32 protein-coding genes and 1 tRNA gene are annotated in these 26,040 nt (G+C 58.3%); 14 read left to right on the top strand and 19 right to left on the bottom strand.

Annotation, left to right across the window (positions count from 1 at the left end; genetic code table 11):
• Positions 1 to 14: 14 nt before the first annotated feature.
• From pheS to infC, 5 genes are all read right to left on the bottom strand, one after another.
• Positions 15 to 1,097, bottom strand: coding sequence for a phenylalanine--tRNA ligase subunit alpha (gene pheS, locus QRN60_RS00935; RefSeq protein WP_003507467.1), 1,083 nt, complete (start codon positions 1,095 to 1,097; stop codon positions 15 to 17).
• Positions 1,090 to 1,968, bottom strand: coding sequence for a phosphotransferase (locus tag QRN60_RS00930; RefSeq protein ID WP_080864329.1), 879 nt, complete (start codon positions 1,966 to 1,968; stop codon positions 1,090 to 1,092). The genes pheS and QRN60_RS00930 overlap by 8 nt, the downstream gene beginning before the upstream one ends.
• Before the next feature lie 175 nt (positions 1,969 to 2,143).
• A complete protein-coding gene (gene rplT / locus QRN60_RS00925; protein ID WP_003507464.1) occupies positions 2,144 to 2,548 on the bottom strand; it encodes a 50S ribosomal protein L20 in 405 nt (134 codons plus the stop codon).
• Positions 2,549 to 2,588: 40 nt separating this feature from the next.
• Entirely contained in the window at positions 2,589 to 2,792 is a 204-nt protein-coding gene (gene rpmI / locus QRN60_RS00920) for a 50S ribosomal protein L35 (protein WP_003493355.1), read from the bottom strand.
• A gap of 190 nt (positions 2,793 to 2,982) precedes the next feature.
• Complete coding sequence (infC, locus tag QRN60_RS00915) at positions 2,983 to 3,519, bottom strand: translation initiation factor IF-3 (RefSeq protein WP_077767695.1); 537 nt, start codon at positions 3,517 to 3,519, stop codon at positions 2,983 to 2,985.
• A 187-nt stretch (positions 3,520 to 3,706) separates the two neighbouring features.
• On the opposite strand from infC, the gene QRN60_RS00910 reads away from it, so the two are divergent.
• Positions 3,707 to 4,495 carry an alpha/beta hydrolase gene (locus QRN60_RS00910; RefSeq protein WP_003507461.1) on the top strand — a complete coding sequence of 263 codons (789 nt, stop codon included), beginning with the start codon at positions 3,707 to 3,709 and terminating at the stop codon, positions 4,493 to 4,495.
• A gap of 118 nt (positions 4,496 to 4,613) precedes the next feature.
• Positions 4,614 to 5,228 (top strand): transglutaminase-like cysteine peptidase, encoded by a 615-nt coding sequence (locus QRN60_RS00905; protein WP_003507458.1) that lies wholly within the window; start codon positions 4,614 to 4,616, stop codon positions 5,226 to 5,228.
• Positions 5,229 to 5,283: 55 nt separating this feature from the next.
• Here QRN60_RS00905 and mbfA read toward each other — a convergent pair whose 3' ends face one another.
• Complete coding sequence (gene mbfA, locus QRN60_RS00900; RefSeq protein WP_129564646.1) at positions 5,284 to 6,267, bottom strand: iron exporter MbfA; 984 nt, start codon at positions 6,265 to 6,267, stop codon at positions 5,284 to 5,286.
• A 139-nt stretch (positions 6,268 to 6,406) separates the two neighbouring features.
• Here mbfA and QRN60_RS00895 point away from each other — a divergent pair, with 139 nt between their 5' ends.
• A complete protein-coding gene (locus QRN60_RS00895) occupies positions 6,407 to 6,880 on the top strand; it encodes a group III truncated hemoglobin (RefSeq protein WP_003507455.1) in 474 nt (157 codons plus the stop codon).
• A 178-nt stretch (positions 6,881 to 7,058) separates the two neighbouring features.
• Positions 7,059 to 8,162, top strand: coding sequence for a TRAP transporter substrate-binding protein (locus QRN60_RS00890; RefSeq protein ID WP_003507447.1), 1,104 nt, complete (start codon positions 7,059 to 7,061; stop codon positions 8,160 to 8,162).
• A gap of 6 nt (positions 8,163 to 8,168) precedes the next feature.
• On the opposite strand, the gene QRN60_RS00885 is transcribed toward QRN60_RS00890, so the two are convergent.
• The gene (locus QRN60_RS00885; protein ID WP_161973984.1) at positions 8,169 to 9,263 is read right to left on the bottom strand and encodes a helix-turn-helix domain-containing protein; all 1,095 of its coding nucleotides are present in this window, start codon (positions 9,261 to 9,263) and stop codon (positions 8,169 to 8,171) included.
• A 146-nt stretch (positions 9,264 to 9,409) separates the two neighbouring features.
• On the opposite strand from QRN60_RS00885, the gene QRN60_RS00880 reads away from it, so the two are divergent.
• Positions 9,410 to 10,483, top strand: a complete 1,074-nt coding sequence (locus QRN60_RS00880) for an alpha/beta hydrolase family protein (RefSeq protein WP_129564647.1) — start codon at positions 9,410 to 9,412, stop codon at positions 10,481 to 10,483.
• A gap of 19 nt (positions 10,484 to 10,502) precedes the next feature.
• Here the strand turns inward: QRN60_RS00880 and QRN60_RS00875 are convergent, their stop codons facing one another.
• The 3 genes from QRN60_RS00875 to QRN60_RS00865 all read right to left on the bottom strand — a co-directional run bounded on the left by QRN60_RS00875 (position 10,503) and on the right by QRN60_RS00865 (position 12,119).
• Complete coding sequence (locus QRN60_RS00875) at positions 10,503 to 11,021, bottom strand: GNAT family N-acetyltransferase (RefSeq protein ID WP_099085739.1); 519 nt, start codon at positions 11,019 to 11,021, stop codon at positions 10,503 to 10,505.
• Between the two features lie 19 nt (positions 11,022 to 11,040).
• Positions 11,041 to 11,622, bottom strand: a complete 582-nt coding sequence (locus QRN60_RS00870) for a helix-turn-helix domain-containing protein (protein ID WP_129564648.1) — start codon at positions 11,620 to 11,622, stop codon at positions 11,041 to 11,043.
• Between the two features lie 95 nt (positions 11,623 to 11,717).
• On the bottom strand, positions 11,718 to 12,119 hold the full coding sequence (locus tag QRN60_RS00865) for a ketosteroid isomerase-related protein (protein ID WP_060722784.1): 402 nt from the start codon (positions 12,117 to 12,119) through the stop codon (positions 11,718 to 11,720).
• 72 nt (positions 12,120 to 12,191) lie between these two features.
• Between QRN60_RS00865 and QRN60_RS00860 the strand changes: the two genes are divergently transcribed.
• The 3 genes from QRN60_RS00860 (at position 12,192) to lepA (ending at position 15,566) form a co-directional block, all read left to right on the top strand.
• Positions 12,192 to 12,800, top strand: a complete 609-nt coding sequence (locus QRN60_RS00860; RefSeq protein ID WP_060722783.1) for a GNAT family N-acetyltransferase — start codon at positions 12,192 to 12,194, stop codon at positions 12,798 to 12,800.
• Positions 12,797 to 13,666 (top strand): carbon-nitrogen hydrolase family protein, encoded by an 870-nt coding sequence (locus QRN60_RS00855; RefSeq protein WP_020812478.1) that lies wholly within the window; start codon positions 12,797 to 12,799, stop codon positions 13,664 to 13,666. The genes QRN60_RS00860 and QRN60_RS00855 overlap by 4 nt, the downstream gene beginning before the upstream one ends.
• Positions 13,667 to 13,727: 61 nt before the next feature.
• A complete protein-coding gene (lepA, locus tag QRN60_RS00850) occupies positions 13,728 to 15,566 on the top strand; it encodes a translation elongation factor 4 (RefSeq protein WP_035213098.1) in 1,839 nt (612 codons plus the stop codon).
• 67 nt (positions 15,567 to 15,633) lie between these two features.
• On the opposite strand, the gene QRN60_RS00845 is transcribed toward lepA, so the two are convergent.
• Entirely contained in the window at positions 15,634 to 16,041 is a 408-nt protein-coding gene (locus QRN60_RS00845; protein ID WP_003507428.1) for a DUF2000 family protein, read from the bottom strand.
• 94 nt (positions 16,042 to 16,135) lie between these two features.
• Between QRN60_RS00845 and QRN60_RS00840 the strand changes: the two genes are divergently transcribed.
• Positions 16,136 to 16,912, top strand: coding sequence for an AraC family transcriptional regulator (locus QRN60_RS00840; RefSeq protein ID WP_003507426.1), 777 nt, complete (start codon positions 16,136 to 16,138; stop codon positions 16,910 to 16,912).
• On the opposite strand, the gene QRN60_RS00835 is transcribed toward QRN60_RS00840, so the two are convergent.
• Positions 16,909 to 17,802: an NAD(P)/FAD-dependent oxidoreductase gene (locus QRN60_RS00835; RefSeq protein ID WP_111791923.1), complete on the bottom strand. Its 894-nt coding sequence runs from the start codon at positions 17,800 to 17,802 to the stop codon at positions 16,909 to 16,911. The genes QRN60_RS00840 and QRN60_RS00835 overlap by 4 nt on opposite strands.
• A 153-nt stretch (positions 17,803 to 17,955) precedes the next feature.
• On the opposite strand from QRN60_RS00835, the gene QRN60_RS00830 reads away from it, so the two are divergent.
• Positions 17,956 to 18,414 carry an Rrf2 family transcriptional regulator gene (locus QRN60_RS00830; RefSeq protein ID WP_003507420.1) on the top strand — a complete coding sequence of 153 codons (459 nt, stop codon included), beginning with the start codon at positions 17,956 to 17,958 and terminating at the stop codon, positions 18,412 to 18,414.
• A gap of 76 nt (positions 18,415 to 18,490) precedes the next feature.
• On the opposite strand, the gene QRN60_RS00825 is transcribed toward QRN60_RS00830, so the two are convergent.
• Together QRN60_RS00825 and QRN60_RS00820 are read right to left on the bottom strand one after the other, a co-directional pair.
• A complete protein-coding gene (locus QRN60_RS00825) occupies positions 18,491 to 18,808 on the bottom strand; it encodes a hypothetical protein (protein WP_003507415.1) in 318 nt (105 codons plus the stop codon).
• A 72-nt stretch (positions 18,809 to 18,880) separates the two neighbouring features.
• Positions 18,881 to 20,293, bottom strand: a complete 1,413-nt coding sequence (locus QRN60_RS00820) for an aminotransferase-like domain-containing protein (RefSeq protein ID WP_129564649.1) — start codon at positions 20,291 to 20,293, stop codon at positions 18,881 to 18,883.
• Positions 20,294 to 20,409: 116 nt separating this feature from the next.
• Here QRN60_RS00820 and QRN60_RS00815 point away from each other — a divergent pair, with 116 nt between their 5' ends.
• Positions 20,410 to 21,285 (top strand): DMT family transporter, encoded by an 876-nt coding sequence (locus tag QRN60_RS00815; RefSeq protein ID WP_099085744.1) that lies wholly within the window; start codon positions 20,410 to 20,412, stop codon positions 21,283 to 21,285.
• Between the two features lie 3 nt (positions 21,286 to 21,288).
• Here QRN60_RS00815 and QRN60_RS00810 read toward each other — a convergent pair whose 3' ends face one another.
• The 4 genes from QRN60_RS00810 to QRN60_RS00795 form a co-directional block, all read right to left on the bottom strand.
• Positions 21,289 to 22,401, bottom strand: coding sequence for a glycoside hydrolase family 25 protein (locus tag QRN60_RS00810; protein WP_111791925.1), 1,113 nt, complete (start codon positions 22,399 to 22,401; stop codon positions 21,289 to 21,291).
• A gap of 178 nt (positions 22,402 to 22,579) precedes the next feature.
• A complete protein-coding gene (locus QRN60_RS00805) occupies positions 22,580 to 22,768 on the bottom strand; it encodes a YegP family protein (protein ID WP_003507411.1) in 189 nt (62 codons plus the stop codon).
• A gap of 58 nt (positions 22,769 to 22,826) precedes the next feature.
• Positions 22,827 to 23,552, bottom strand: a complete 726-nt coding sequence (locus QRN60_RS00800) for a type 1 glutamine amidotransferase (RefSeq protein WP_162724019.1) — start codon at positions 23,550 to 23,552, stop codon at positions 22,827 to 22,829.
• 137 nt (positions 23,553 to 23,689) lie between these two features.
• Positions 23,690 to 24,139: a DoxX family protein gene (locus QRN60_RS00795; RefSeq protein ID WP_003524478.1), complete on the bottom strand. Its 450-nt coding sequence runs from the start codon at positions 24,137 to 24,139 to the stop codon at positions 23,690 to 23,692.
• Positions 24,140 to 24,284: 145 nt separating this feature from the next.
• Between QRN60_RS00795 and QRN60_RS00790 the strand changes: the two genes are divergently transcribed.
• Positions 24,285 to 24,590, top strand: a complete 306-nt coding sequence (locus tag QRN60_RS00790; RefSeq protein WP_003507408.1) for an Rdx family protein — start codon at positions 24,285 to 24,287, stop codon at positions 24,588 to 24,590.
• Between the two features lie 119 nt (positions 24,591 to 24,709).
• Positions 24,710 to 24,796: transfer RNA gene (locus QRN60_RS00785), tRNA-Leu, on the top strand.
• Positions 24,797 to 24,997: 201 nt separating this feature from the next.
• Here the strand turns inward: QRN60_RS00785 and QRN60_RS00780 are convergent.
• Positions 24,998 to 25,408, bottom strand: coding sequence for a pilus assembly protein N-terminal domain-containing protein (locus QRN60_RS00780; RefSeq protein ID WP_020812471.1), 411 nt, complete (start codon positions 25,406 to 25,408; stop codon positions 24,998 to 25,000).
• Positions 25,409 to 25,821: 413 nt separating this feature from the next.
• Between QRN60_RS00780 and QRN60_RS00775 the strand changes: the two genes are divergently transcribed.
• The gene (locus QRN60_RS00775; RefSeq protein WP_003507406.1) at positions 25,822 to 26,007 is read left to right on the top strand and encodes a Flp family type IVb pilin; all 186 of its coding nucleotides are present in this window, start codon (positions 25,822 to 25,824) and stop codon (positions 26,005 to 26,007) included.
• Positions 26,008 to 26,040 lie beyond the last annotated feature (33 nt).

Raw genomic sequence — 26,040 nt, 5'->3', positions numbered from 1 at the left:
CTTGGCTAACCGGATTAAACGCTCAAACCGCCGAACAGCGTCGGCATGTCGAGCGGGCGGAAGCCGTAGTGGTTCATCCAGCGGACATCGGCGTTGAAGAAATCGCGCAGATCAGGCATGCCGTATTTCAGCATGGCGATGCGGTCGAGGCCCATGCCCCAGGCAAAGCCCTGATATTCATCCGGGTCCAGCCCACCGGCGCGCAGCACGTTCGGGTGCACCATGCCGCAGCCGAGGATTTCCATCCAGTCCTTGCCTTCGCCGAACTTGACGATGGGGCCGGAACGGTCGCACTGGATATCCACCTCGAAGCTCGGCTCCGTGAAGGGGAAGAACGACGGGCGAAAGCGCATGACGACACTGTCGACCTCGAAGAAGGTCTTGCAGAATTCTTCCAGAATCCAGCGCAGATTGCCGACATGCGCCTTCTTGTCGATGACAAGGCCCTCGACCTGATGGAACATCGGCGAATGGGTGGCATCGGAATCCTGACGATAGGTCTTGCCCGGAATGACGATGCGGATCGGCGGCTTCTGACTTTCCATGGTGCGGATCTGCACCGGCGAGGTGTGGGTGCGCAGCACCTTGCGCTCGCCGTTTTCATCCGGCTGGAAGAAGAAGGTGTCGTGCATTTCGCGGGCCGGATGGCCTTCGGGGAAATTCAGCGCCGTGAAGTTGTAATAGTCGGTCTCGATGTCAGGACCTTCGGCGATCGAGAACCCCATATCCGCGAAGATGGCAGTAATTTCATCGACGATCTGGCTTATGGGATGAATGCGACCGCGCTCGGCCGGAGACTGACGAACCGGCAGGCTGACATCCACCGTTTCCGCTTTCAGCCGGGCGGTAATGGCGGCGTCCTTCAGCGCGTTCTTACGCTCGCCGATGAGGTCGGTGATTTCGGTCTTGAGCTGGTTGATGGCAGCGCCCCGGGTCTGGCGCTCTTCCGGCGTCATGCTGCCAAGCGTCTTCAGAAGCTCCGAAACCGAGCCTTTCTTGCCAAGTGCGGAAACACGCACGGCCTCGATGGCCGGCTCATCGGCAGCAGTGGCGATCTCCGACATCAATTGCGATTTCAAGGTATCAAGTTCAGTCATCTTTTCCTGCCTTGCCGGTATTTTTAACAGCGGCTTCGGGGTTCACAGCATTCATCAAATAGTCGGTCGCCATGATAAAGCGTCGCAGATCACTACCCATCCGCACGCGCCCGATCAACCGGGCAACCGGTAAAAAACGCCCCAGAATGCCGGTCAGACGGCACAATTCTTCCAGCGCCCTGGGCGGGGCGTTTTCGCGCCAGCGGGCAAAGGCGGCATCACAGGTTTTCGGCGCATCGCAGGCGCGGGTCGCGACCTGCAGAAACAGCAGCCAGATATCGCGGGCCTGCGCCGTCTCAAGCGGCATGACGTCCTGCGGGCGTTCCTCGAAATCCATGAAACCGACACGGCCTTCTGTGAGAAAGAAGTCACGCACATGCGGACGTCCATGGCAAAGACCTGCTGCATGCAGTTCGCCGAGCGCCTCGGCGGATTTTACCAGCAGGGCGTCATGCTCCACCGGCATCGCGGTCTTTATCGCGTCCATGCGTTCCATGATGGTGGGACCGACATCCCCCAGGACAACGGCCGTCAGCGAAGAATAGATGATGGGCGGAACAGGAAAACCACGGGCCTTGAAAGCCTGCAGCGTTTCGAGTTCACGGCGCATCAGGCCGGCGCCATCGAGCGGAGGCGACGGGCGCATAAAAGTGTAGGGGAGCAGCTTTGCGAGAAAGGTCTGCAGCTTTATCCACCAGGACGGCGTTTCCGTGCCCTGGCGCTTGATCCAGACGGTCGTCGAAGAAAGTTCGAGTTTCTGCACACGGCGCTCGCTTTTAAGCAAAGCCCGCATCAAGGCTGCGATATCGCTATCTTCCAGATGGACGTGGAAACCCTTCGCCTTTTCCGCGTCGCTTGCGGCAACCAGCATTTTCTGCCCCCAATGGAGCCTGCCGGCCAAAAGCCGGATGCCCCACCCTTTTGGCAACCTCGGCGTAAAAGCGTTACGCACTTCTGCCGAAACTGCCGTGAATTCCAAAAAACGAAAACCCGCGCCGGAGGACCGGCGCGGGTTTCAAATGAACAACAGATTGTCCGCGCCGTAATTACTTTACAGCGGTTTCAAACTCGTTGGTCGTACCAGCATCCTTGAGGTACTCAAGCGCCTTCTTCGCTGCTTCGACGAGCGCGCCGAATGCTGCCGGCTCATGGATAGCCATGTCGGACAGAACCTTGCGGTCGACTTCGATGCCAGCCTTGTTCAGGCCGTCGATGAAGCGGCCATAGGTCAGGCCGAATTCGCGAACAGCAGCGTTGATACGCTGGATCCACAGAGCGCGGAAGTTGCGCTTGTTGACCTTGCGGTCGCGGTAAGCGTACTGCTTGGAACGATCCACGGCAGCCTTTGCTGCGCGGATGGTGTTCTTGCGGCGGCCGTAGAAGCCCTTGGCTGCCTTGAGTGTCTTGGTGTGCTTGGCGCGGGAAGTTACGCCACGTTTTACGCGTGCCATGTCATGATCTCCTTAAAGTGTCCAAAAGTGCGGAAAAGTCTCAGAGACCGTTCGGCAGGTAGTTCTTGACGACTTTCTTGCCGTCAGCTTCGGCGAGAACCATGGTTCCACGCGCGTCGCGAATGAACTTGTTGGTACGCTTGATCATGCCGTGGCGCTTACCGGCGGCGGCTGCAACAACCTTGCCGGTGGCGGTGATCTTGAACCGCTTCTTTGCAGCGGACTTCGTCTTCATCTTGGGCATTTTGCTACTCCGTTTTTGTATCGAAACAGGCAGACGAGGCCTATTTCAAGCTATTCAGGAACGGCCACGGCATGCCCTGCCGGACCGTTCGGACGCGCGCTTATAACCGCAGTCGGCTAAAAGCGCAACGGGGAATGAGAATTTCCCCTTGCGGTGGGATACGCGCCAGTGATGTGAACGCGTAAAAAGATTATTTCGGTGCGAGAACCATCATCATCTGACGGCCTTCCAGCTTCGGCTCGGCTTCAACCTTGGCAATCGCCTGGGTGTCTTCCTTCACCTGGAGGAGAAGCTTCATGCCGAGTTCCTGGTGGGCCATTTCGCGGCCGCGGAACTTCAGCGTTACCTTCACCTTGTCGCCATCATCAAAGAAACGGCCCATCGCCTTCATCTTCACGTCATAGTCATGCGTGTCGATGTTCGGGCGCATCTTGATTTCTTTAACTTCGACGATCTTCTGTTTCTTGCGCGCTTCAGCGGCCTTTTTCTGGGTCGAGTACTTAAGCTTGCCGAGATCGAGGATCTTGCATACCGGCGGTTCAGCGTTCGGCGAAATCTCGACGAGATCGAGACCGGCCTCTTCCGCCATTTTCAAAGCCTGATCCGTCGGCATGCTACCGAGGTTCTGGCCCTCTTCATCAATAAGCTGAACTCTGGGAACCCGAATTTCCCGGTTGGAGCGCGGGCCCTCCTTGACGGGGGCATCGGCTTTGAAAGGTCTGCGAATGGTCGTATTCTCCTGATCTGTTTCTGGATCACGTCAGCAAAAAACAGCTTGTTTGGTACAAGCGGCGGAAATGTCGTTATTGCCGTGGCGAAGTCAATAGCATATCTGCCCGAAAAGATCACCTGTTGCCACGGTTTTTGCAAATACGCCGCCGATATTGCACGAAAATCAGGAGAATTGCATACACATGACCGAACAAGCTGCTGAATTCCTGCATATAGGAGCGGGTGACGACGCCCGCAACATCGCTTTCCTCCATCGCTCCCCAACATCCCAGCCGAACGCACCAACGCTCGTCTGGCTCGGCGGCTATCGCTCCGACATGACGGGAACCAAGGCGGTTGAGCTCGATCGTTTTGCAGCGGAAAACGGCCTTGCCTGCCTACGGCTCGATTATTCCGGGCACGGGGCTTCCGGCGGTGATTTCAACAAAGGCACGATCTCGAGATGGCTCGAAGAGGCACTTGCGGTGGTGCGTGCAAAGGCGCCGTCGCGCGTCGTTCTCGTCGGCTCGTCGATGGGCGGGTGGATTGCGTTGCGCATGGTCGAGGAGCTGCGCAAGGCGGGTGGCGCGCCCTCCGTCGCCGGTCTGGTTCTCATTGCGCCTGCGCCGGATTTCACGCAGGAACTGATAGAGCCCAGCCTGTCGGATGCGGAAAGGACCTCTCTCGCAGAACGGGGTTACTTCGAGGAACATTCGGAGTATAGCCCCGAGCCCAACATCTTCACCCGCGCGCTGATGGAAGACGGAAAGCAGAACCGGGTGCTCACCGGCATCATCACGACCGGCTGCCCGGTTCATGTTCTGCAGGGCATGCGCGACCCCGATGTTCCCTATCAGCATGCTCTGAAGCTCATCGAGCATCTTCCCGCCGACGACGTCGTGCTGACGCTGATCCGCGACGGAGACCACCGGCTTTCCCGGCCGCAGGATATCGAGCGGATGCTCGCGGCGGTCAAAGCCCTTGCAATATAGGCATTTGCGCAACGCTCTTAACCATATTCAACGAGTCTTGCGCATCGCCGATTGCTAGAGATTGACTCAAACCCCCTATCCCTCTTAACTTTTCGTTAAGAATTAAGGGACGGGTTTCATGATGAACGCACCGCTGGCGCGTGCTCTGCTGTTTGCAGTTGCTGCCGGGCTAATGACTGCTGCCTCCGCCATGGCGGAAATCAAAGGAAGCCCTTCCATGGTGACGGGCGGGATCACGTCCCAGCCGATCGGACATTACGAGTTCTGTCAGAAATACGCCGACGAATGCAATATTCGCAGCAAGGCGACACCGCCCCCGCGCGTCACAGATTATGGCTGGGATGTCATTCGCGAGGTTAATACGTCCGTCAACACCACGATCGTGGCGATGACCGACCAGGAAATCTACGGCAAGGACGAAGTCTGGGAATATCCGACGACCGCCGGTGACTGCGAAGATTTCGTGCTGCTGAAGCGCAAGAAACTGGTCGAGCGCGGTTTTTCCGTTGCCGATCTGCTGATCACCGTCGTGCGTAAACCGGATGGTGAAGGCCATGCGGTGCTGACGCTTCGCACCACTGATGGCGACTATATTCTCGACAACCTCACCGACGATGTGAAGCTCTGGACCGATACTAACTATACCTATCTGAAGCGGCAGGCGTCCTTCAATACGGGCCGTTGGGTCTCCATCGAAGATGGTCGCGACGTTCTGGTTGGCGCATTACGCTGACGCTTGGCCCACGTCTGACAGATTGAGAGCCCGCCATCGCGGGCTCTTTCTTTTTTCATCCGTTGCCGATGATAATGCCGGCCGCCAGCACCAATGAGCCGCCGAGGACCACCTGAAACACCGCGCGCAGGAACGGCGTTTCCATGAAGCGGTTCTGAATGAAGGCGATGGCCCAGAGTTCCACGAAAACGACGACGGCCGCAATCGCCGTTGCTGTCCAGAAATGCGGGATGAGATAGGGTAAGGCATGGCCGAGACCGCCGATGGCCGTCATGATGCCCGAGGCCAGACCCCGCTTTACCGGAGAACCGCGACCCGAAAGCTTGCCGTCATCATGGGCCGCCTCGGTGAAGCCCATGGAGATACCAGCGCCGACGGAGGCTGAAAGGCCGATCAGGAAAGTCTGCCAGGTATCCTGCGTGGCGAAGGCGGCCGCAAAGATCGGCGCGAGCGTCGAGACGGAGCCATCCATCAATCCCGCAAGACCCGGCTGCACATAGGTCAGAAGAAACTGCCGCTTTGCGGTTTCCGCCTCTTCGGTCTTGCCATCTTCATCGAGATGTTTTTCTTCCAGCATTTGCGCGATCTCTTCGTGACCCCGCTCCGCCTCGGCCAGATCGCCGAGCAACTTGCGCGTATTGGCGTCGCTGGTGCGCTTGACGGCCTCATCGTAAAAACGGATCGCCTGTGCTTCCATCAATTCGGCCTGGGCACGGATTTTCTCGAGCGACAGGTTCTTCACGAGCCAGTCTGGTGTGCGCTCGTAAAAACCGCGTACATGTTCTCGGCGGATCAGCGGGATCGTCTCTCCGAAACGGCGACGATGCATGTCGATCAGGACATTTCGATGCTGCTGCTCGACCTCCGCCATATCGTCGAAGACTTTGGCCGATTGCGGATATTGCGCGCGCAGGTGATCGGCATAGGAACGATAGATGCGGGAATCGTCTTCTTCGGACGAAATGGCGAGTGCGAGGATTTCCTGTTCGCCGAGAGAGGAAAAGGGGCGTTTGGACAGGGAAAAAAGACTGCGAAACATGGCTGAAACCTTTTTAGAATAATTCTAAATACATCCGCCCTGCGCCGAGATCAAGTCATCTTAGAATAATTCTAATAAGGCAAAGGGTCGCATTGCAGGCCGCCTCGCAGCGGGGTAAATTCGCGGAAAAGGAAGCACCATGCAGGAAGACGTTGCGGCGAGAGCCGCCCACAGCGCGGAAATTCAGGACAGGGCGGAAAAGGCCATGGCGGAAATCGGCGTGGATGCCGGTTTCATCGACCTGCTGGTGGAAACATTCTACGGCCGCGTTCTTGAACACTCCACGCTTGGCCCGGTTTTTGATGCGCGACTCGCCGGGCGCTGGCCGGAGCATATGGCCAGGATGAAACAGTTCTGGACGGCCGTCGCCTTCAAGAATGGCGGTTATGGCGGCAAGCCCGTGCAGGCCCATCTCGGGGTAAAAGGCATGTCGGCGGAGCTTTTTCCGCAGTGGCTCACGCTGTTTTCCGCCACGCTTGATGATATTGCGCCGAGCAAAGAGGCACATGACTGGTTCATGGAAACGGCGCAACGCATCGCCAGAAGCCTGACGCTTTCGCTGTTTTACAATCCCGCAATGGATGACCCGGCCTTAAAGCGCAGCATGCCTTAGCCGCAGCCGCGCCGAACAGCGAAAGGCCGGTACAAGCAACAATTGCCAAGCCGTGCGTAAGATCACGCAAGTTTCAAACATTCCCTCTTGATGGCCGCGGGGATAAATGTTTAGTAGCCGACGGGAGGCGTACCGTGCGGTTCGCCTGTAATATGCAGACATATCAGGGCTTATCGACATGGATCGCAGATCATTTATCCGCAAGGCGGGCGCCGTTGGCGCCGGTGTTACCGCAACGGCGCTGGCCGCTCCGGCCATTGCACAGGAAAACCCCAAGATCACCTGGCGCATGACGTCGTCCTTCACCAAGGGCCTCGACATTCTTTTCGGCGCGGGCCAGATCGTCGCAGATCATGTCAAGGAAGCCTCCGGCGGCAACTTCGTCATTCAGCATTTCGCCGGCGGTGAAATCGTACCGGCGCTGCAGGCAGCGGATGCGGTGACGGCCGGAACCGTCGAAATGGCGCATACCTGCTCCTATTATTACGTCGGCAAGGATCCGACCTTTGCGCTCGGAACGTCGGTTCCCTTCGGCCTTAACGCACGCCAGACGAATGCCTGGTTCAACCAGGCCGGTGGCAACGAGCTGCTCAATGAATTCCTTGCCCAGCACAATATCTACTCGATCCTGCTCGGCAATACCGGTGCCCAGATGGGCGGCTGGTTCCGTAAGGAAATCAACACCATCGACGACCTCAAAGGCCTGAAGATGCGTATCGCCGGCCTCACCGGCCAGGTCATGCAGAAGGTTGGCGTGACACCGCAGCAGATCGCCGGCGGCGACGTCTATGCCGCGCTGGAAAAGGGCACGATCGATGCTACCGAATTTGTCGGCCCCTATGACGACCAGAAGCTCGGTTTCTACAAGGTCGCAAAATATTACTACTACCCCGCATGGTGGGAAGGCGGCCCGGCCGTTCATGCCTTCGTGAATCTGCAGAAGTTCAATGAGCTGCCCGAAAATTACAAGCGCATCCTGAAAGACGCCTGCGCTGCCGGCAGCGCCAGCATGCTGGAACGCTACGATGCGCGCAATCCGAAGGCGCTGAAGGAACTCGTGGCGCAGGGCGCTATCCTTCGCCCCTTCAGCCAGGAAATCCTCGATGTCTGCCACAAGGCGGCGCAGGACACCTATGCGGAGATTTCGGCCAAGAACGAGAGCTTCAAGAAGATCTACGAAAGCCAGCAGGCCTTCAAGAAGGACGCTTATCTCTGGGCGCAGATCGCCGAATATACCTATGACACCTACATGATGATCCAGCAGCGCAACGGCACGCTCTGATCCCCATCATTTCCCGACGATCTTCAAACGGTCATCCGGCATCTGCCGGGTGGCCGTTTTGTTTGGTGAGACCAGTTTCCACACTTCACGCTCCCGCCAGTCAACCGGGCTCATGCCGGTGACGCGGCGAAATTCGCGGTTGAAGTTGGATTTGGTCTGAAAGCCCGAGGACAACATGATCGCGGTTACCGATTGCTCCGTTTCCTCAAGCAGCCGGCAGGCTTCGCGGATGCGCAACTGGTTGACATATTGCGAGACATTGACGCCGAGCGAGCGATTGATCGCGCCTGATATCTGCCGGCTCGGCAGCCCGAGGCGTCTTGCAAGCCGCGACAGGTTGAGGTTCTCATCACGGTAAAGCGCCTGCGCCGCCATCAGCCGATCGACCCTTGCAATGATGTCCCGGTCCTGCTCGGATGGCTCCGGCGGCGGCGGCAATTCCGCGACCGGATCCATGGCCGTTTGTGGTGCTTTGCTTTCACCGGCCAACGCAGCCATGAGGCCAATCAACAACAGTCCGAAAAGATTGGCATTGCTGACGAGCGCTGCAACATTTTGCCCGTGCGCCCATTCGAAATCGAAAAACACCAGAAGATCGAACAGGGCGGAAACGCACAGGGCTAAGGCAGCGATAATCAGCGCCCGGTGCGCGGAGGCGACGCTGGCGAATTGCGCCTCATCCAGCCCATCCGGCCCTTTTCTGCCAAGAAGAAGCAGGGCGACGGCGTGGCCGACGAAGATGACGATCAGTGCAAGATCAATCGCCATCGGCAAGGTGAATTCCATGATGACAATGAGCAAAGGCGACAGGACGAGATTGGCGAGCATCACTCTCCTGCTTTCCGCCGCCACTCCCATCAGTCCGCGAAAGGCAATGTAGACGAGCGGCGGCAGGCAGGCTGCGAGGATCGGCAGAACATAACGCGTTTCGATGACGCCATACCCCCAGCGCAGGCCGACAAGGACGGATTGCACGGCACAAAGCACGATCAGCGCCAGAAAGGCCCGGTTGGTCCGCACATCGTCTCCACCTCGAAGGAAAACGATGAACATGACGACCAGCAGAAGCGCCACGACGAAAGGCAGCGGAATGAACAGCACGAATGATATCCCCGGAACACAACGACTTATATTGCCAGTTCATGGACCAGATCGCGTTTCGGGACGACCTTTAACGTGATCAAGGACGCGAAAAATATGTGGCGGCGCAGATTGAACCCCGTTCTTCCCAACCGCACGAGGTTTTCATGCGCCCTATCAGCACCATCACGACCATACTGTTTTCCGCTCTCGTCACCCAGCCTGTTTTTGCGGGCGGGGTGGTTGGCGCCAGTGAAACCACCATCCATTCGCCGGCACGCGGCAAGGACCTTGCAGTCACTGTCTGGTATCCATCCGACGGAAAGGGCACACAGACGCTTTCCGGCGAGGACCGGATTTTTCAAGGCACGCCCGTGTTCAAGGATGGCGCGGTGAAACCGGGTCGCCTGCCGCTTGTACTTCTGTCCCACGGCTCGGGTTCAAGAGTGTCCGGTATGGCATGGATCGCCGCAAAGCTTGCGAGCGAAGGTTTCATTGTCGCCGGAACCAACCATCCCGGCACCACCAGCGGCGATTCCACGCCCGCCGATACGCCGAAAATCTGGGAGCGAACGGACGATCTCTCCACGATCGTTACGGCCTTGACGGCAGAGGGCAAATGGTCGAATGCGATCGACACGAAGAGGATCGGCGTTCTCGGCTTTTCGCTGGGCGGCAGCGCGGCGATGGAGATTGCGGGTGCGCGCGCCGATCTCGATGCCTATGCGCGCTATTGCGAAGACCATGCCACGATGATGGATTGCCAATGGTTTGCTGGCGGCCGGGGTTATCTCGATAATGAGCCGGTCAACGTGCCGAAGCTTGACCTCAGAACCCTCGACAAGGCCCGTTTCGAGCAGCAGAACCGTGATCCCCGCATCCGTTCCGCCGTACTGATCGATCCGGGCCTGGCGCTGGCCTTCAAACCGGACAGTCTGAAAGAGATCGATATTCCGCTGACCTTCATCAATCTCGGCAGCAAGGGCAAAATTCCCGCGGCTGTGCTTGCGGATAAACTCGCGGACGAAGTACCCGGCGCAACCTACCAGCAGGTGGATGACGCCAATCATTTCAGCTTCCTGCCGCTGTGCAAGCCGGATGCCGATGCGTTCCTCAAATCCATCGGCGAGCGCGACCCGATCTGCGAGCCGGCCGGACCACGGGACCGCGCCGATATTCACGCACAATTGGAGGCGATGATTGTTACCGCCTTCAACCGTATGCTGAAGCCGGGCCAGTGAGACGGCAAGTCTGAAAAAACTAGCCGATCCGCTTGTAGAACAGGGTGGTGCCGCAAAAGCGACCATCCGGAAACAGCGCGTAATCGGGAATAACGCCGATCCGTTCCCAGCCGAGGCGAGGATAAATCGCCTCGGCATCGCTACCCGTGGCCGTATCCAGAACCAGAAGGGTACGGCCACGTTTTACCGCCTCCTCCTCCACCTTTTGCATGAGCATACGGGCAAGTCCGAGGCCGCGTGCGGATGGGTGCACGAGAAGCTTCATCAGATCACCGCGATGCGGCTGATTGGGCTTCGAGGCAAGACCGACCTGCACGGTGCCCACCACCTTGCCATCCACCTCCGCCGCCACATGAATGGTCGCACCCTCGCCTGTCGTTTCCGCCACGGATCGCCAGAAGGGTTCAGCATCCTGTGGGGAAAAGGGCAACATGAAGCCGACGGACGCGCCGCCGTTCACGCAGGCGGCGAGGACTTCGCAGAGTTCAGGCAGGGCATCGATCGTCCCTTCCCGGTTCAACACGCGGATAGTGGCCATAAGAACTCCTGTAGGGAAATCAGCGCTGTCTTTGATCCAGCACGACGGCGTAACGGGCAGGTTTTTCGGAAGGATTGTGGAAGACGTGCCCTTCTCCCACCGGCATGAAAAGGCAATCGCCGGGCTCCAGCCGGTGAACGTCTCCGCCGCTTGTCATTTCCAGCACACCTTCGAAAAGCCAGACATATTGCGTCATCCCACGGCTTGCCGCATGCGGCGGGAAACCGACGCGCGCACCAGCCGGAAATTCCACCTCGACGATATCGACATCGGAACCCACACGCGGCGGGGAAATGGCGCGGCGGACATAGCCTGTCTCGGGATCTTTCCAGACCTGCTGGTCACGCTTTCTCACCAGCGGGGAAACAGCCTCTTCGTTTTCGGCGAAAAAGCCTGAGAGCGACAGACCAAGGGCTGCGCAGATGTGGGCAAGCAGCGACGCGGTTGGGCTCGCCTCCCCGCGCTCGATACGGGAAATCATGGCGCGGCTGACGCCGGATTCAGACGCAAGCCTGTCCAGCGTTAGGCCGTTTTCAGCCCGCAATGTTTTGATCCGCTCACCGATCGAGCGCTCAAGAATATGATCTTCGTTTTCCATCATACGAGAATTGCATTCTCGTATGATGGAGTCAATATCCATGATAATGGAAACAAGGATTATCTCTTGCCCGCCGATTGCGGGCGAGAAATCACGCCTTAAGCGCCGACCTGGGCAATCCAGTCGTTCAGATTATAGTAGTTCGTTACTCGGCTAACTTTTCCATCCTTCAGGTCGAAGAAGGCGCCGGCCGGCAGTACGTATTTCTGGCTACTCGCCTCGGGCAATCCCTCATCGGTCTTGAGATATTCACCATTGACGATGAATTCGGCGGAAACACGCTTGCCGTCATCGCTCGCCATGATGACCATATCGGTGAGGTTTTCCTTATAGCAGCGGTTCATATGGTCCATAAAGGAGGCGAAGGCGGCCTTGCCGGTCTGGCGCTCGCCCTGATTGATGTCGTGCACCACCTCGTCATGCAGAAGCGCCAGAAAGGCATCCATGTCCTGACGGTTGAAGGCTTCGTAATAGGCGCGGATGGTCTCGGCAGCGGTCATCGTCTTCTCCGTTCAATGCTTGCGCGGGTTTTCCATGACGGTATAACCAGTGCAACCGAAAGTGAAATGCCCATGACCGTCGAAATCAAGTCTCTTTCCGGCATTGACGCCACACCCTATTTCGATGATCTCGCGCGCCTGCGGATCGAGGTGTTTCGCGCTTTTCCCTATCTCTATGACGGTTCGCTGGATTATGAGCGCAAATATCTCGCGACCTATGCCGATACGGACGGCGCGGTCTTCGTGCTGGCGCTCGATGACGCCAGAGTGGTCGGCATGTCCACCGGCATGCCGATGGCGGCAGAGACCGATGAGGTGAAAGCACCGTTTGCCGAAGCGGGCTACGATCCGGACCGGATATTTTATTTCGGTGAAAGCGTGCTGCTGCCCGGCTATCGCGGTCACGGCATTGGAGTGCGCTTCTTCGAGGAGCGGGAGGCGCATGCAAAGAGGCTCGGCTTTAACCGATGCACCTTCTGCGCGGTCGAGCGGCCTGCCGACCATCCCCGCCGGCCGGCGGATTACGTGCCGCTCAATGCCTTCTGGGAAAAGCGCGGTTACCGCCATCACCCTGAACTGCGCACCAGCTTCACATGGCAGGACCTCGACGAGAGCGCCGAGAGCCCGAAACCCCTGTCCTTCTGGATGAAAACCATCGGTGCAGGAGATGGAGACAAATGACACGCCTCGCCGCCAGCCAATATGCCATCGAACTGATCGAGACATGGGAGGCTTATGCCGCGCATCTTTCCGCCATCGTCCGCGAGGCTAAGGAAAAAGGCGCCGAACTGCTGCTGTTGCCGGAATATTCGGCTATGGCGCTGACCGGGCAATTGCCACCCGACGCGCGTTCCGATCTGCATCGTTCCATCGAAGAGATACAGCCGTTGATCCCTTCCTGGGTGGAGCTTTGCGAGGAACTGGCGCGGCAACATCAAATCCTCTTCCAGCCGGGCAGCGCGCCAGTGAAGGACCCGGACGACAAGTTCCGCAACCGCGCATGGCTGTTCGGCCCGGATGGGCTGATCGGTTATCAGGACAAGCAGATCATGACCCGCTTCGAGCGGGAGCAGTGGAACATTCATGCGGGCGTCGAGGGACTGAAAGCCTTCGAGACGCCGATCGGCAAGCTCGGCATTCTCATCTGTTACGACAACGAGTTCCCGATGCTGGGCCGCAGGCTGGCGGAGCTTGGCGTCGAACTCGTTCTCGCCCCCAGCTGCACCGACACGCTGGCAGGTGCCTATCGAGTGCGGATTGGTGCGCAGGCTCGGGCATTGGAAAACCAATATGCCATCCTCTCCTCTCCCACCGCGGGCGAGGCCCCTTGGTCTCCTGCGGTTGATGAAAATCGCGGCCGCGCCGCACTTTATGTGCCTTCGGATTACGGCATGCCGGCATCCGGCATCATCGCGGAAAGCGAGAGTGATGCGGTGACGCAAAGCAGCCTTCTCATCGCCGATATCGATCTTGCCGCCGTTGCAAGGCTCCGCACCGAAGGGCAGGTTGCCACCCGCCGCGACTGGCCAGAGCAATTTGCGATCTAAAAAGCCCATTTTAAAAGGCTTTTAACCAAATTCCCGCTTTGCGGCATGAGAAGCCCCTGCTATAGCGCGGGACATGAGCACAAATTCGACCCGCACGCCCCTGGACCATATCCGCAACTTCTCGATCGTTGCCCACATCGATCACGGCAAATCGACGCTGGCCGACCGGTTGATCCAGTCGACGGGCGGCCTTGCCGAACGCGACATGTCGGAACAGGTTCTCGATTCGATGGATATCGAGCGCGAGCGTGGCATCACCATCAAGGCTCAGACCGTGCGCCTGCACTACAAGGCGAATAACGGTGAGACCTATGTGCTGAACCTCATTGACACGCCCGGCCACGTCGACTTCGCCTACGAAGTGTCCCGCTCGCTTTCGGCCTGTGAAGGTTCGCTGCTGGTGGTCGACGCATCGCAGGGCGTCGAAGCCCAGACGCTGGCGAACGTCTATCAGGCGATCGACAATAATCACGAGTTGGTCACCGTGCTCAACAAGATCGACCTGCCGGCGGCCGAACCCGACCGCATCAAGGAGCAGATCGAGGAGGTGATCGGCATCGATGCGTCCGACGCCGTGATGATTTCGGCGAAGACCGGGCTTGGCATTCCCGATGTTCTGGAAGCCATCGTCAATCGCCTACCGCCGCCGAAAAGCGAAGTCGGTGAAAACGGGCCGCTGAAGGCGCTGCTGGTTGATAGCTGGTACGACACCTATCTCGGCGTCATGGTTCTCGTGCGCGTCATCGACGGCGTGCTGAGCAAGGGTCAGCAGATCCGCATGATGGGTTCGGGCGCGAAATACGGCATCGAGCGCGTCGGTGTGCTGACCCCGAAGATGGTCAATGTCGACAGCCTCGGCCCCGGCGAGATCGGCTTCATCACCGCCTCGATCAAGGAAGTCGCCGATACGCGCGTCGGCGATACCATCACCGACGACAAGCGCCCGACGGCGCAGGCCCTGCCCGGCTTCAAGCCAGCACAGCCCGTGGTGTTCTGCGGTCTCTTCCCGGTCGATGCGGCCGACTTCGAAGACCTGCGCGCAGCAGTCGGCAAACTTCGTCTCAACGACGCCTCCTTCTCCTTCGAAATGGAATCGTCCGCCGCCCTCGGCTTCGGTTTCCGCTGCGGCTTCCTCGGCCTGCTGCATCTCGAAATCATTCAGGAACGCCTCGAGCGCGAGTTCAATCTCGATCTCGTCGCCACTGCCCCGTCGGTCGTCTATGAAATGACGCTGACCGATGGCACGGAAAAGGAACTTCACAACCCGGCCGACATGCCCGACGTTGTGAAGATCAAGGAAATCCGCGAGCCTTGGATCAAGGCGACGATCCTGACGCCCGATGAATATCTCGGCGGCATCCTGAAACTCTGTCAGGACCGGCGCGGCCTGCAGACGGAGCTGACCTATGTCGGCAACCGCGCGATGATCACCTATGAACTCCCGCTCAACGAAGTGGTGTTCGATTTCTACGACCGGCTGAAGTCCATCTCCAAGGGTTACGCCTCGTTCGATTACAACATCATCGACTACCGCGAAGGCGACCTCGTGAAGATGTCGATCCTCGTCAACGGCGATCCGGTGGATGCGCTGTCCATGCTGGTACACCGCTCGGCGGCCGACCGGCGCGGACGCGGCATGTGCGAAAAGCTGAAGGAACTCATTCCGCCGCACATGTTCCAGATTCCGATCCAGGCCGCCATCGGCGGCAAGGTCATTGCCCGCGAAACCGTGCGCGCGCTGCGCAAGGACGTGACGGCGAAGTGCTACGGCGGCGACGCAACGCGCAAACGCAAGCTTCTGGACAAGCAGAAGGAAGGCAAGAAGCGCATGCGCCAGTTCGGCAAGGTGGAAATTCCGCAGGAAGCCTTCATCGCCGCTCTGAAGATGAACGACGAATAAGCGGCAATCACTTGCCATCGTTCTTGAAGGGAGGCCCACAGCCTCCCTTTTGCGTTTTAGGGTCCGATCACCCGTGCAGCTTCGCGCCCTTGGTGATCTTGTCGACGATCTTCTTGTCGGCCCTCAGCGCCATGCCGACCACCTTGGCGTTGTCAGGAGAAAACTCCGAAAATACCTGGCGATTGGCGACGTCGTGCCCGGTAGCGAACATTTCCTCGATATAAAGCGATGTCGTGACGTCACGCTCGAGGGATCGCTGGTGGATTTTGCGCAGCGCCTCCTGATCCGTGGCCATGACGACGACAGGCTGGATGGACAGGGGATTATAGACGTTGCCTGCCCCGTCGCGGTATGGTTCTCCAATGATCTCCTTGGTCTGGGCGACGATCCCGGACATGAGGAATGCGGTAACGTTCAGTTTTTGCCACACGGCAAGGTCATCGCGAAGGATGACGGCGATCTTGGTATCAAACATGCGAACTCAATCTGGCTGTGGTTACGAAAGAGAAGCGACCCTAACGCCTCGGGGCGTCGGCGATCTTGAACGTTCGTGCAAATTCGAAGGGATCGTGCAGGCGCCCTCCAGCGAGGGCATCGAACGCATAGACGCGCGTTTTCACGGCAATGCCTATGCCCCGCATCGCCATGATACTTATGCGATTGGCGTCACGCTTTCCGGCGTCCAGACCTTTTCCTATCGTGGCACATCGCATTTCAGCATGCCGGGAAATGTCATCGTCCTGCATCCCGACGAGGTTCACGATGGCGGCGCGGGCACTGACGAGGGCCTGCACTATCGAATGCTCTACCTCCCGCCGGAAAAAACGACGGAGGCGGGATATAACGCGCTGCCCTTTGCCCGAAATGCCATCATCGAGGACGAAGAATTCCGGCAATGCCTCATCGAGGCACTCGGCAATCTCGAAGGCGAACCGGACAATCTACTTCTCACCGACTGGCAATCGAGACTGGCGGATCTGCTCTGGAAACATTCAGACGGAAGCACCAGAACCATCAAGCGGATTGACCGCATCGCGGTTTTGCGATGCCGGGACTATCTGCTGGAGAATAGCGCCGACACCGTCGGTTCTGAAGAACTGGAACGGATAAGCGGGCTCGACCGCTTCACGCTTTTCCGGCACTTTCGTTGCCTGTTCGGCACGAGCCCGCACCGTTATCTCATCATGCGGCGGCTGCAGAAATGCAAGGACATGATGCGCGCAGGTACGGGTCTTGCCGAAACGGCCTTTGCCTGCGGTTTTGCGGATCAGGCGCATTTCACCCGGCATTTCAAAAATGCCTTCGGCATGCCTCCGGGCCGCTGGCTGAACCTCGTCTCACCCTAGAGCATTTCCGGAAAGAGGATCGACCGGTGAGCCGCAGCGCCCGCCATCGCGCCGTCACCCACCGCAAGGGCGACCGAGCCGGCGGGTCTTGCCACATCGCCGCAGGCGAATATGCCGCGTGTGGTAGTCTGTTTCATCGGGTCTGTGACGATGGTTGATCCCATCGGTCCCTCCTCCACCGCGCAGCCGAGTTTTTCGATCCAGTCGGCGGTGATCCGCAATATCGGCTGGGTGAAAAGGCCGGCCAAGGGAATGCTGCGTCCATCTGTCAGGACGACATCCGCATGCCCCGCAATTTCCCTAATGCCGGTTGTTTCCATCCGGACGCCGCGCGCTGCCAACAGCATTTGCTGGTCCGCATCAGGCTCGAATATGCCGTTGGTGAAAAAGGTCGTCTCACCCCAGTCCGGAAGCATCAATGCGTGGTGAATGGCCAAAGGTGAAGCGGCGATAACGCCAATCTTTTCCTGATTGAGCTCGTAACCATGGCAATAGGGGCAATGGAAGACTGAAGAGCCCCAACGCTCCTTCAGCCCGGCGATACCAGGCAATTCATCGGTGACACCAATGGCGAGGATCAGCCGATCCGCAGTCTCACGGCGGTTGCCATCGATCTCGATTGCAAAATCACCAAAGGAGCCTTCGGCATCGGTCACCCTGCCTTCGGCCCATTTTATGGTCGGGTAACATTCGATCTGGCGGCGCGCCTCGGCGATAATCTCGCCCGGCGCCTTGCCGTCCTGGCCGAGAAAACCGTGGGAATGGTTGGCGAAACGGTTTCTCCGTTCACCGGCATCCACCATCAGAATGTTTTTTCTGGCGCGTCCAAGCTGCAGGGCGGCTGAGAGACCGGCATAGCTGCCGCCGATTATGATGACGTCGAATTTCATGATGCACCCATCGTTTCAGGAGGAGGCGGAAGTGCCCGTTAATTTCACGATACTTATATTGTTACATGATTTTGAGAGTCAATGGTCACGCAACTTATATTGTTACGTCATCTTGAAGGTGATAGCGTCGATGCAAACAGACGGGTTTGGGCAATGAGACACGACACGCGCCTTTCACGGGTGCTGCATATTCTGATCCATATGGAAAAACATGAGGGCGCCGCGACCTCCGAGAGCATTGCGGCGATGCTTCAGACCAATCCGGTGGTGGTGCGCAGAACCATGGCCGGCTTGCGCGAGCATGGTTATGTATCGTCGGAAAAAGGCCATGGCGGCGGGTGGGTGCTGGCGCGGCCGCTCAGCGAAATCACGCTGCTCGATATTTACCGGGCGCTTGGCGCACCGGAACTGTTCTCGATCGGGCTGGCAGGCGACAATCCGAACTGCGTCATCGAACAGGCCGTCAACACGGCGCTTTTTGACGCCATGAAAGAGGCGGAAAACATTCTGCTGTCGCGCTTCGGAAGCATTGCCCTCTCGCAACTGGCACAGGAGTCCATTAGCCGCTGGTCCCGTCTTTCCAACGACCCTTCCGCGATGGAAAGGCTCTAACGGCGGGTGACGGTCACTCTTGCAAGGAAAAACCGCCTGCGCGGAGGCAGGCGGTTTTATCCTATCAATAAGCCTATTACGGCTGGGTCTGCGTGCCGCCGGTAGTCGGGCTTGCCGGTGCGGTATTGTTCGCAGGCGGTGTTGCCGGAGTGGTCGGAGCCATCGGCGCCGGTGCCTGATCCGTTGCTGCAGGCGGCGTGGTGGAGGATGTCGTTGCCGGATCGGTGGTCGGGCCGCTCATCTGCGACCAGGCGAAAACGCCTACCAGAACGACAACGATGATCGCCAACCACGGCACCCAGGACGACGACGTGCGGGCACGCGGTTCATTGCTGATATTCACTTCCGGACGAAGATCGCGGTCCGGACGCGGGTTGTTGGGATCGAATGTCATGGTATTTCCTCCTCTTCATTCTGCGGAGAAAACGACGTTCACGGGATTTTGTTCCGATTCCTTCCAGAACGCTTACAACCGACGAGGTTCGGGCCCTTGCTGAAGTGCCTCCGCCAGCACCGTCATGACCTGCGGATCTGCCATTTGCGACACATTGAAACGCATGAAACCGGAGGCACTTTGCGACGAGCTGAACACATTGCCGGGGGCTAGCACCACCTGCCGCGAAAGCGCCCGGCGCGCAACATCGGCGGCATCGCTCCCCTCTGGCAGGTGACACCACAAAAACATGCCCGCCTGCGGCTCGATCCACGGCACACATCCGATCGATTTCAAACGCGCCGCCACCTCCGGCATCGCTGCCGCAAGACGCTGCCTGAGTGCCTCGACATGCTTGCGGTAACTGCCATCGGTCAAAAGCGAGAGGATCAGCGCCGCCGAAAAATGCGTTCCGCCAAAAGCGGTGGCGATCTTGAGATCGGTCAGGGCTTCCACCCACGCGACAGGTGCTGCAATGAAACCGCACCGTATGGAGGCCGACAGTGTTTTTGAAAAACTGCCTATCTGGACGACACGGTTCAGACCATCGAAGGCCGCCAGCCGGGGCGCAGCCTGGGTTTCGAAATCAGCAAAAATATCATCCTCGATGATGGTTAGCCCCACCTGTTCGGCAAGCATCAGCATCCGATGGGCGGAAACGGCGGAAAGCCTTGCACCTGTCGGATTATGGATCGCGGAATTGGTGATATAAAGACGGGGCTGATGGTCTTTCAGCGCCTGTTCGAACAGCGCTAAATCCGGTCCGGTTGGCGTATAGGGTACGCCGATGATCTTCACCCGATGCGCCCGCAGGAGGGCGTGGAAATTGAAATAACAGGGGTCATCAACAACAACCGTATCCCCCGGCTGCAGCAGGAAACGGCACAGAAGATCGATCGCCTGCGTGCCGGAGTCGGTGAGCATGATCTGGCTGGCGCCCGCCTGCACCCCGTGTTCGGCCAGCCGGCGCGACAGAAGCTGGCGCAGCGGCAACAGTCCCATCGGGCTGCCATAATCCGTCAGCAGGGCGGCGTCGGCGCGGGCGAGCCCGCGCATGGCCCGCCTCAATGCCTCCTGCGGCATCCACGATACGGGAAGCCAGCCACAACCGGGTTTGGCGAGAACGGAACTTTCATCCAGCGCCTGCCGCGAAACCCACAAGGGATCCACCGCCCTGTCGAGCTGCGGCTCGATATCGGCGAGCGAGAGGGGTGCAAGCGGACCTGAAACGAAAAAACCGGAGCCGGGGCGCGAGCTTATCGTACCCTCCGCCACAAGCCGGTCGTAGGCCTCGACGATGGTGGAGGTGGACACCTGCATGGTCTTCGCCAGAGCCCGCACCGATGGAAGACGCGCGCCCGGCACGAGGCTGCGCGAGGCGATGCGTTGCCGAACGCTTGCCATCACCTTTTCTATGCGCGTGCCAACAGCGACCTGTCCATCCATGATTCTCTCCAACCGTACCACTCATGAAACCATAACAGTTTGTTGAAATTGTATATGATTGTCGCTGTTTTCGCCAGCCATTCGGGATCATGAAAGGCAAAACGCAGGAGTTGACGATGGACAAGACGACGAGCGGCTGGCTGAGCGGCCTGACAGGCGTGGTAATATTCAGCGGTTCGCTGCCCGCGACGCGCATCGCGGTAACGGGTTTCGATCCCGTGTTCCTCACCGTCGCCCGCGCCAGCATTGCCGGCCTGCTGGCGCTGGCGCTGCTGTTTCTGTTCAGGCAAAAACGCCCGGCGCGCAATGACCTGACATCGCTTTTCATCGTCTCGCTTGGTGTCGTGGTGGGTTTCCCGCTATTGACCGCGCTTGCTCTGCGGCACGTCACCTCGGCGCATTCCATCGTTTTCGTGGGGCTGCTGCCGCTCGCAACCGCGATCTTTGCGGTGCTGCGCGGCGGAGAACGCCCACGCCCGGTCTTCTGGCTCTTTTCCTGTCTCGGCAGTGCGCTTGTTGCGGGTTTTTCGCTCTCGAATTCGTTTGCCGCCGGGATCGAGGCATCGCTTGCCGGCGATCTTCTGATGCTCGGCGCAATCATCGTCTGCGGGCTCGGTTATGCGGAGGGTGCTGCCCTTTCCCGCAAGCTGGGCGGCTGGCAGGTCATTTCCTGGGCGCTGGTTCTTTCCCTGCCGGTGATGCTGCCGCTTGCCTTTTTCAGCGGGCCGGAAACGCTTGCCGGCATAGACCCGCAGGCCTGGGCTGGCCTTGCCTATGTTTCCCTGTTCAGCATGCTGATTGGCTTCATCTTCTGGTATCGCGGGCTGGCCCTTGGCGGCATCGCCGCCGTGGGGCAGCTGCAATTGCTTCAGCCCTTCTTCGGGCTCGCGCTTGCCGCCACCCTGCTGCACGAAGAGGTGAGCCCGGCCATGATCGGCGTGACGCTGGTTGTGGTGCTGTGTGTTGCGGGCGCGCGAAAATTCGCGCGCTGACCATCAGCTCGAGCGGCGATCCACCCAGCGATGCCATGCGTCTTCGCTGCCATTGAAGACATTGAGATCGATACGGCCATCGACGCCATGCGACAGGCCGGAACCGGAATATTGCCAGAACAGCCACTTGCGACCGGGATAAACCACCGACGGATGCTGGGCGACGGCGCGCAGCCAGAAGGGATAATCCTGGAATTCGCCCTGGAGGTTATCCTTGTAAAAATCGGGCGCCGTATAAATGATCGGCCGCTGGCCGTAATGGCGCTCAAGCTTGTCCATGAAGACCCGCATCTTTTCCAGCACGCGTTCGCGGGAATGGCGCATCTTGCAGCTCGATTCGCCGTTATATTCCACGTCGATGACGGGCGGCAGCGCGTCCGGATCACGCGGTACATTACGAATGAACCAGTCCGCCTGTTCGCTGGCGTTGCGGCACCAGTAGAAGAAATGGTAGGCGCCGCGGCGAATGCCCGCTTCCTTTGCGCGCTGCCAATTGGTGCGGAACATCGGATCAAGATGATCACCACCATCCGTCGCCTTGATGAAGGCGAAATTCGCGCCGCGCGTGCGCAGCTGCGGCCAGTTTATATTGGCCTGCCAGCGGGATACATCCACCCCGTGGACCTGGAAATGACGGGGCTGAACCCTGCCGAAATTGATGGGCTTGGCATCACTGAAGCTGGAGCGGAAAATGCGCGAACGGATCTGAGCACCGGCGCTTGCCGCCGGGGCCGCCGCCATGGCCAATTGCACCGGACGCTCCATCTGGTTGATCGTGGGGCGCTCCGCCGGCCGCACCATTCCGGCCGCCTGTGGCGGAACCGGCAAACGGATTTCAGGCGCATCCTGCGTTAAGGACGCTTTGGGGGTGACGGCGGAAAAGGCCTTGGGTTCGTCAGGCACCGGCCCGCCCCATGCCAGAACTTGCTGCCGCGGCTGGGCGGCGATGGCCTGGGTGCCGACGCCTGCCTGCGGCACCGGCGCGGATGGCGTGACCGAACTCGTCGTTTCCTTCGAAGGCAAGCCGGCCATCAGGCTTTCCGGCCCGGAACTGGACGTGCAGCCTCCAAGCAGGAGGCAACCGAAGAGAAGTGCTGGCACAGCCGATGAACGCATGAGAACCCGTACGCAAAACAAATCGGGGGCACTCTGATGCCGCCCGGAGACCTCGAAATACAAATGCTAACGGAAGATTATCAAAAAAGACTGAATCTTATCTTTACGTCGGCACCTGTCGATGCGCCCATCATTTCTGGCAGGCGAAACGTTTCGAGTTCTCGCGCGGCGCCGCGGCTCAGGCCGTCATGGCGGTCAGATCGACAGTGTCCGCACCGGGAGAATTTCTCTTTATCGATTCGATCGCGTGAATAGCCGATGCCTTCGCCTGGTATCCTTCCGAGGAGAACATCGTTTCGCCGTTGGAAGCCTTGAAGCGGAAACGATATTCGCCGGCCTTGTCCTGATAGATTTCGAATTTGTACATGATCTCTGCGCCTCCTTGCGCACGATAGTCCGTCCGCTGCAACTTTGTTCGGCCTCGATCACTTTCGCAACGGAAAATCGCCGCTCTGGATGAGGCGTACCCAGGCTCGGGCAATTTCCAGCCCGGCTGCATCGGCCATTTCTGCGCGCAAGCTGCGATGGTCGCGATAATTCTCCAGCCATCCCGGCGACATTCTTTCGACGGAAGTGGGGAACGTCTGACACCAGCCGTCAACCACGGCAGCGGAGGCTTCGAAATGGAATTGTGTGCCATAAACCGCCCGGCCGATGCGAAAGGCCTGGTTTCGCGTCGCGCCATTGGTCGCAAGTCGCGTGGCGTCCGGCGGAAGCGTAAATGTATCGCAATGCCACTGAAAAATGGGGAATGTCTTTTCGAGCCCAGCCAATAGCGGATCGGACACGCCCTCTTCCGTCAGGGACACCTCTTCCCAGCCGAACTCCGGCGGGCCGGAGAGAATGTTCTCTCCGCCATAGGCGCGCGCCAGCAACTGGCTGCCAAGGCAGACGCCCATGACTGCCTTGCCCGCATCGCCAAAGGCTTTCATGAGAAGGGCAAGATCGGGAAGATAGGGATAAAGCGCATCATCGAGCGCGTTCTGTTCGCCGCCCAGAACGACAAGCGCATCATGATCGGCCGCATCCTTGGGGAGAGGCTCACCCGCATAGGCGCGGATGATATGGACTTCCGCCGCCGCTTCTTTCAGCGCGACGCCGAGCTGCCCATGCGGCGTACCCGCCATGTTTTCTATGATTGCAACGCGCATAAAACCTCGTGGCGACGACAAAGGATTCAATCGGCAAGAAATGCCGATCGAATCCAGCTTCACCACGAGAAAAATCGATTCTCAAGAGCCGCTACATCATCATTGTGACAATAGCGGATAATCTGACGCGATACGCCCTAGAATTCACGCGCAAGCTTGGCGTCTGCCGAATGCCGGTTGCCGCCGCGAACGGCGAAGAACAGGAAAATCGCCGCCCAAAGGATCGACTTTTCCGCCCCGCCCAGACCTTCCGCCTTTACGATGCCGTGAAAATAAACCGTTACCAGAAGGACGATCATGGCCGCGAAGGATGCCGGCCGCGTGAACAGGCCGATAGCGACCAGAATTCCGCCGAAAAATTCCGTGGCGGCAAGCAGCGGTGACCAGAAGACGCCGGGGTAAAAGCCGAGGCTTTCCACCATGCCGACAGCACCAAAAGGATTGACGATCTTTCCGAACCCATGGGTGACGAGAAGAAGCCCGGCCGTGACGCGCAGAATGGTCTCTACCAGATCATGCGTCGCATTATAAAGCGGTGCGACCGCCGGAACGAAAAGACGCTGACGATTATTCTCGAACTGGGCCATAGGATCTCCACGTTTCAGCCTTCGACAGCTTCTCTGTTCGCAAAGCCGCATGATAAGAACAAGCATGCGCCCGGTAAAAACATGAGTATTATAGTTGACATTATCGTGAACATTATTGTCGCCGGGCGATGAAGGAGACCTGAGGATGACCAAGACCAAACCCCGCATAACCATCCGCTATTGCACGCAGTGCAACTGGCTGCTTCGGGCCGGCTGGATGGCGCAGGAAATCCTGCAGACCTTCGCTTCCGATATCGGCGAAGTCAGCCTCATCCCCTCGACCGGCGGTCTGTTCGAGATCTCCGTGGACGGCACGATCATATGGGAACGCAAACGCGATGGTGGTTTTCCCGGCCCAAAAGAACTCAAACAGAGAATCCGTGACATCATCGACCCGGAGCGTGACCTCGGTCATGTGGACAGAACGAAGCATGAAGGGCTCGACACCTGACCCGGCGACATGTTTCAACAGCCATAACCAAGTTTTTTCCCTTTAAAATCAATGATCGTCATAAAAGTTCAAAAAGTCTGTTGACACCGGGCGGCTGCCCTCGTACATCGCTCTCCGTCGCCCAGATGGCGGAATTGGTAGACGCGCCAGCTTCAGGTGCTGGTACTCGCAAGGGTGTGGAGGTTCGAGTCCTCTTCTGGGCACCATTCCATTTTTGATCTTAGCCAGATCAAGAACTTAGCCGAAAAAACAGCAACATATAGCCGACCGGCAAACGCCGGGAAGCGTGTTGCTTTTTTCGCTTTTAGCTACTCCCAGAAAAGCTGCAGGCACTCAGGGACAAGCGGCCTTCGTCCTCTTCGGAAGACCTCTCTCTACAGCACAGAACTCTGATGTGACATGCTTCGTTACGGCTGAGCGTCTTTGTCGCCACTATTTTGCGAATGCTGCTCGCAGTTCGGCGTACAGGACAGAACGGTCCGCTCCGTCTGGCGGAAAACTCGCACCGTATTACCCTCGTCGATAGAGACGAGAATGCGTTCATCCACGATTGGATTGCCGTCGGCATCCAGAAGCACGAGATTGGTCGTGCCGAAACTGCGACCCGTCAGAACAATCGTGGTGGCATCGGCAACCGTGGCATCGGCGACCTTGGAGTTGCCGACAATAACCTTGCTGACGGCGCGGTCGAGACGAAGGACACGGGCGTGATTCATCGAAACACGCAATATGTCATCCTCAGCAAAAGCCGGCTGCAGCGAACCTGATAGAAAGACGGACAAGCCGACCACAATTTTCGCCAGTTTTCCGGATGACACGCGTTTGGTCCTTGCTCACTACCCGCACTTATTGCTCCGCAGAATGCGCGGTTTTAGTGAATGAAGCGTTAAATGGCAGAAATCCGCGAGGCGGATGGTAACCATGCGTAATGTATTGATATTGCCGCGTCTCCCCGCCCCGCCTCAAAACTGAACATCTGCACCTCTTCCCAAGGAAACTTGGTCGGAAAAGACAAACTGCCAGCAGTTGAATATATTTGTTTATCGGCAAATGTAAAAATGCAGGCAATACTTTTTTGTTTTATTTACCAAAAGAAACTCATCCTGCCGTTTACTTTGAGTTAATCGTTTTTTTTAAGCGCTTGGAAATCGCTCGGCTGTAGTTTGAACGCAACCGAACAACGGAGAACAGTTGTCGGCGTGCTGAACCAACACAAGTTAGGAGAGACCCTATGACCAAGATTTTCGCTCGTTTCCTCAAGGATGAATCCGGTGCTACTGCAATCGAATACGGCCTGATCGCTGCTCTGCTTTCAGTGGCAATCGTAGGCGGTGCAAGCATGGTCGGTACGCAGCTCGACGCACTCTTTGACGGCATCGGTACGACGATGCAGACGGCCCGAAACACGACGTTCTAATAGTTTTCGACCGCTGAATTGGGAATGCCGCTC

Origin of the sequence: Agrobacterium sp. CFBP2214 (genome assembly GCF_030209895.1) — a bacterium.
Lineage (GTDB): Bacteria > Pseudomonadota > Alphaproteobacteria > Rhizobiales > Rhizobiaceae > Agrobacterium > Agrobacterium radiobacter.
This window is presented reverse-complemented; position numbering and strand designations above follow the sequence as displayed.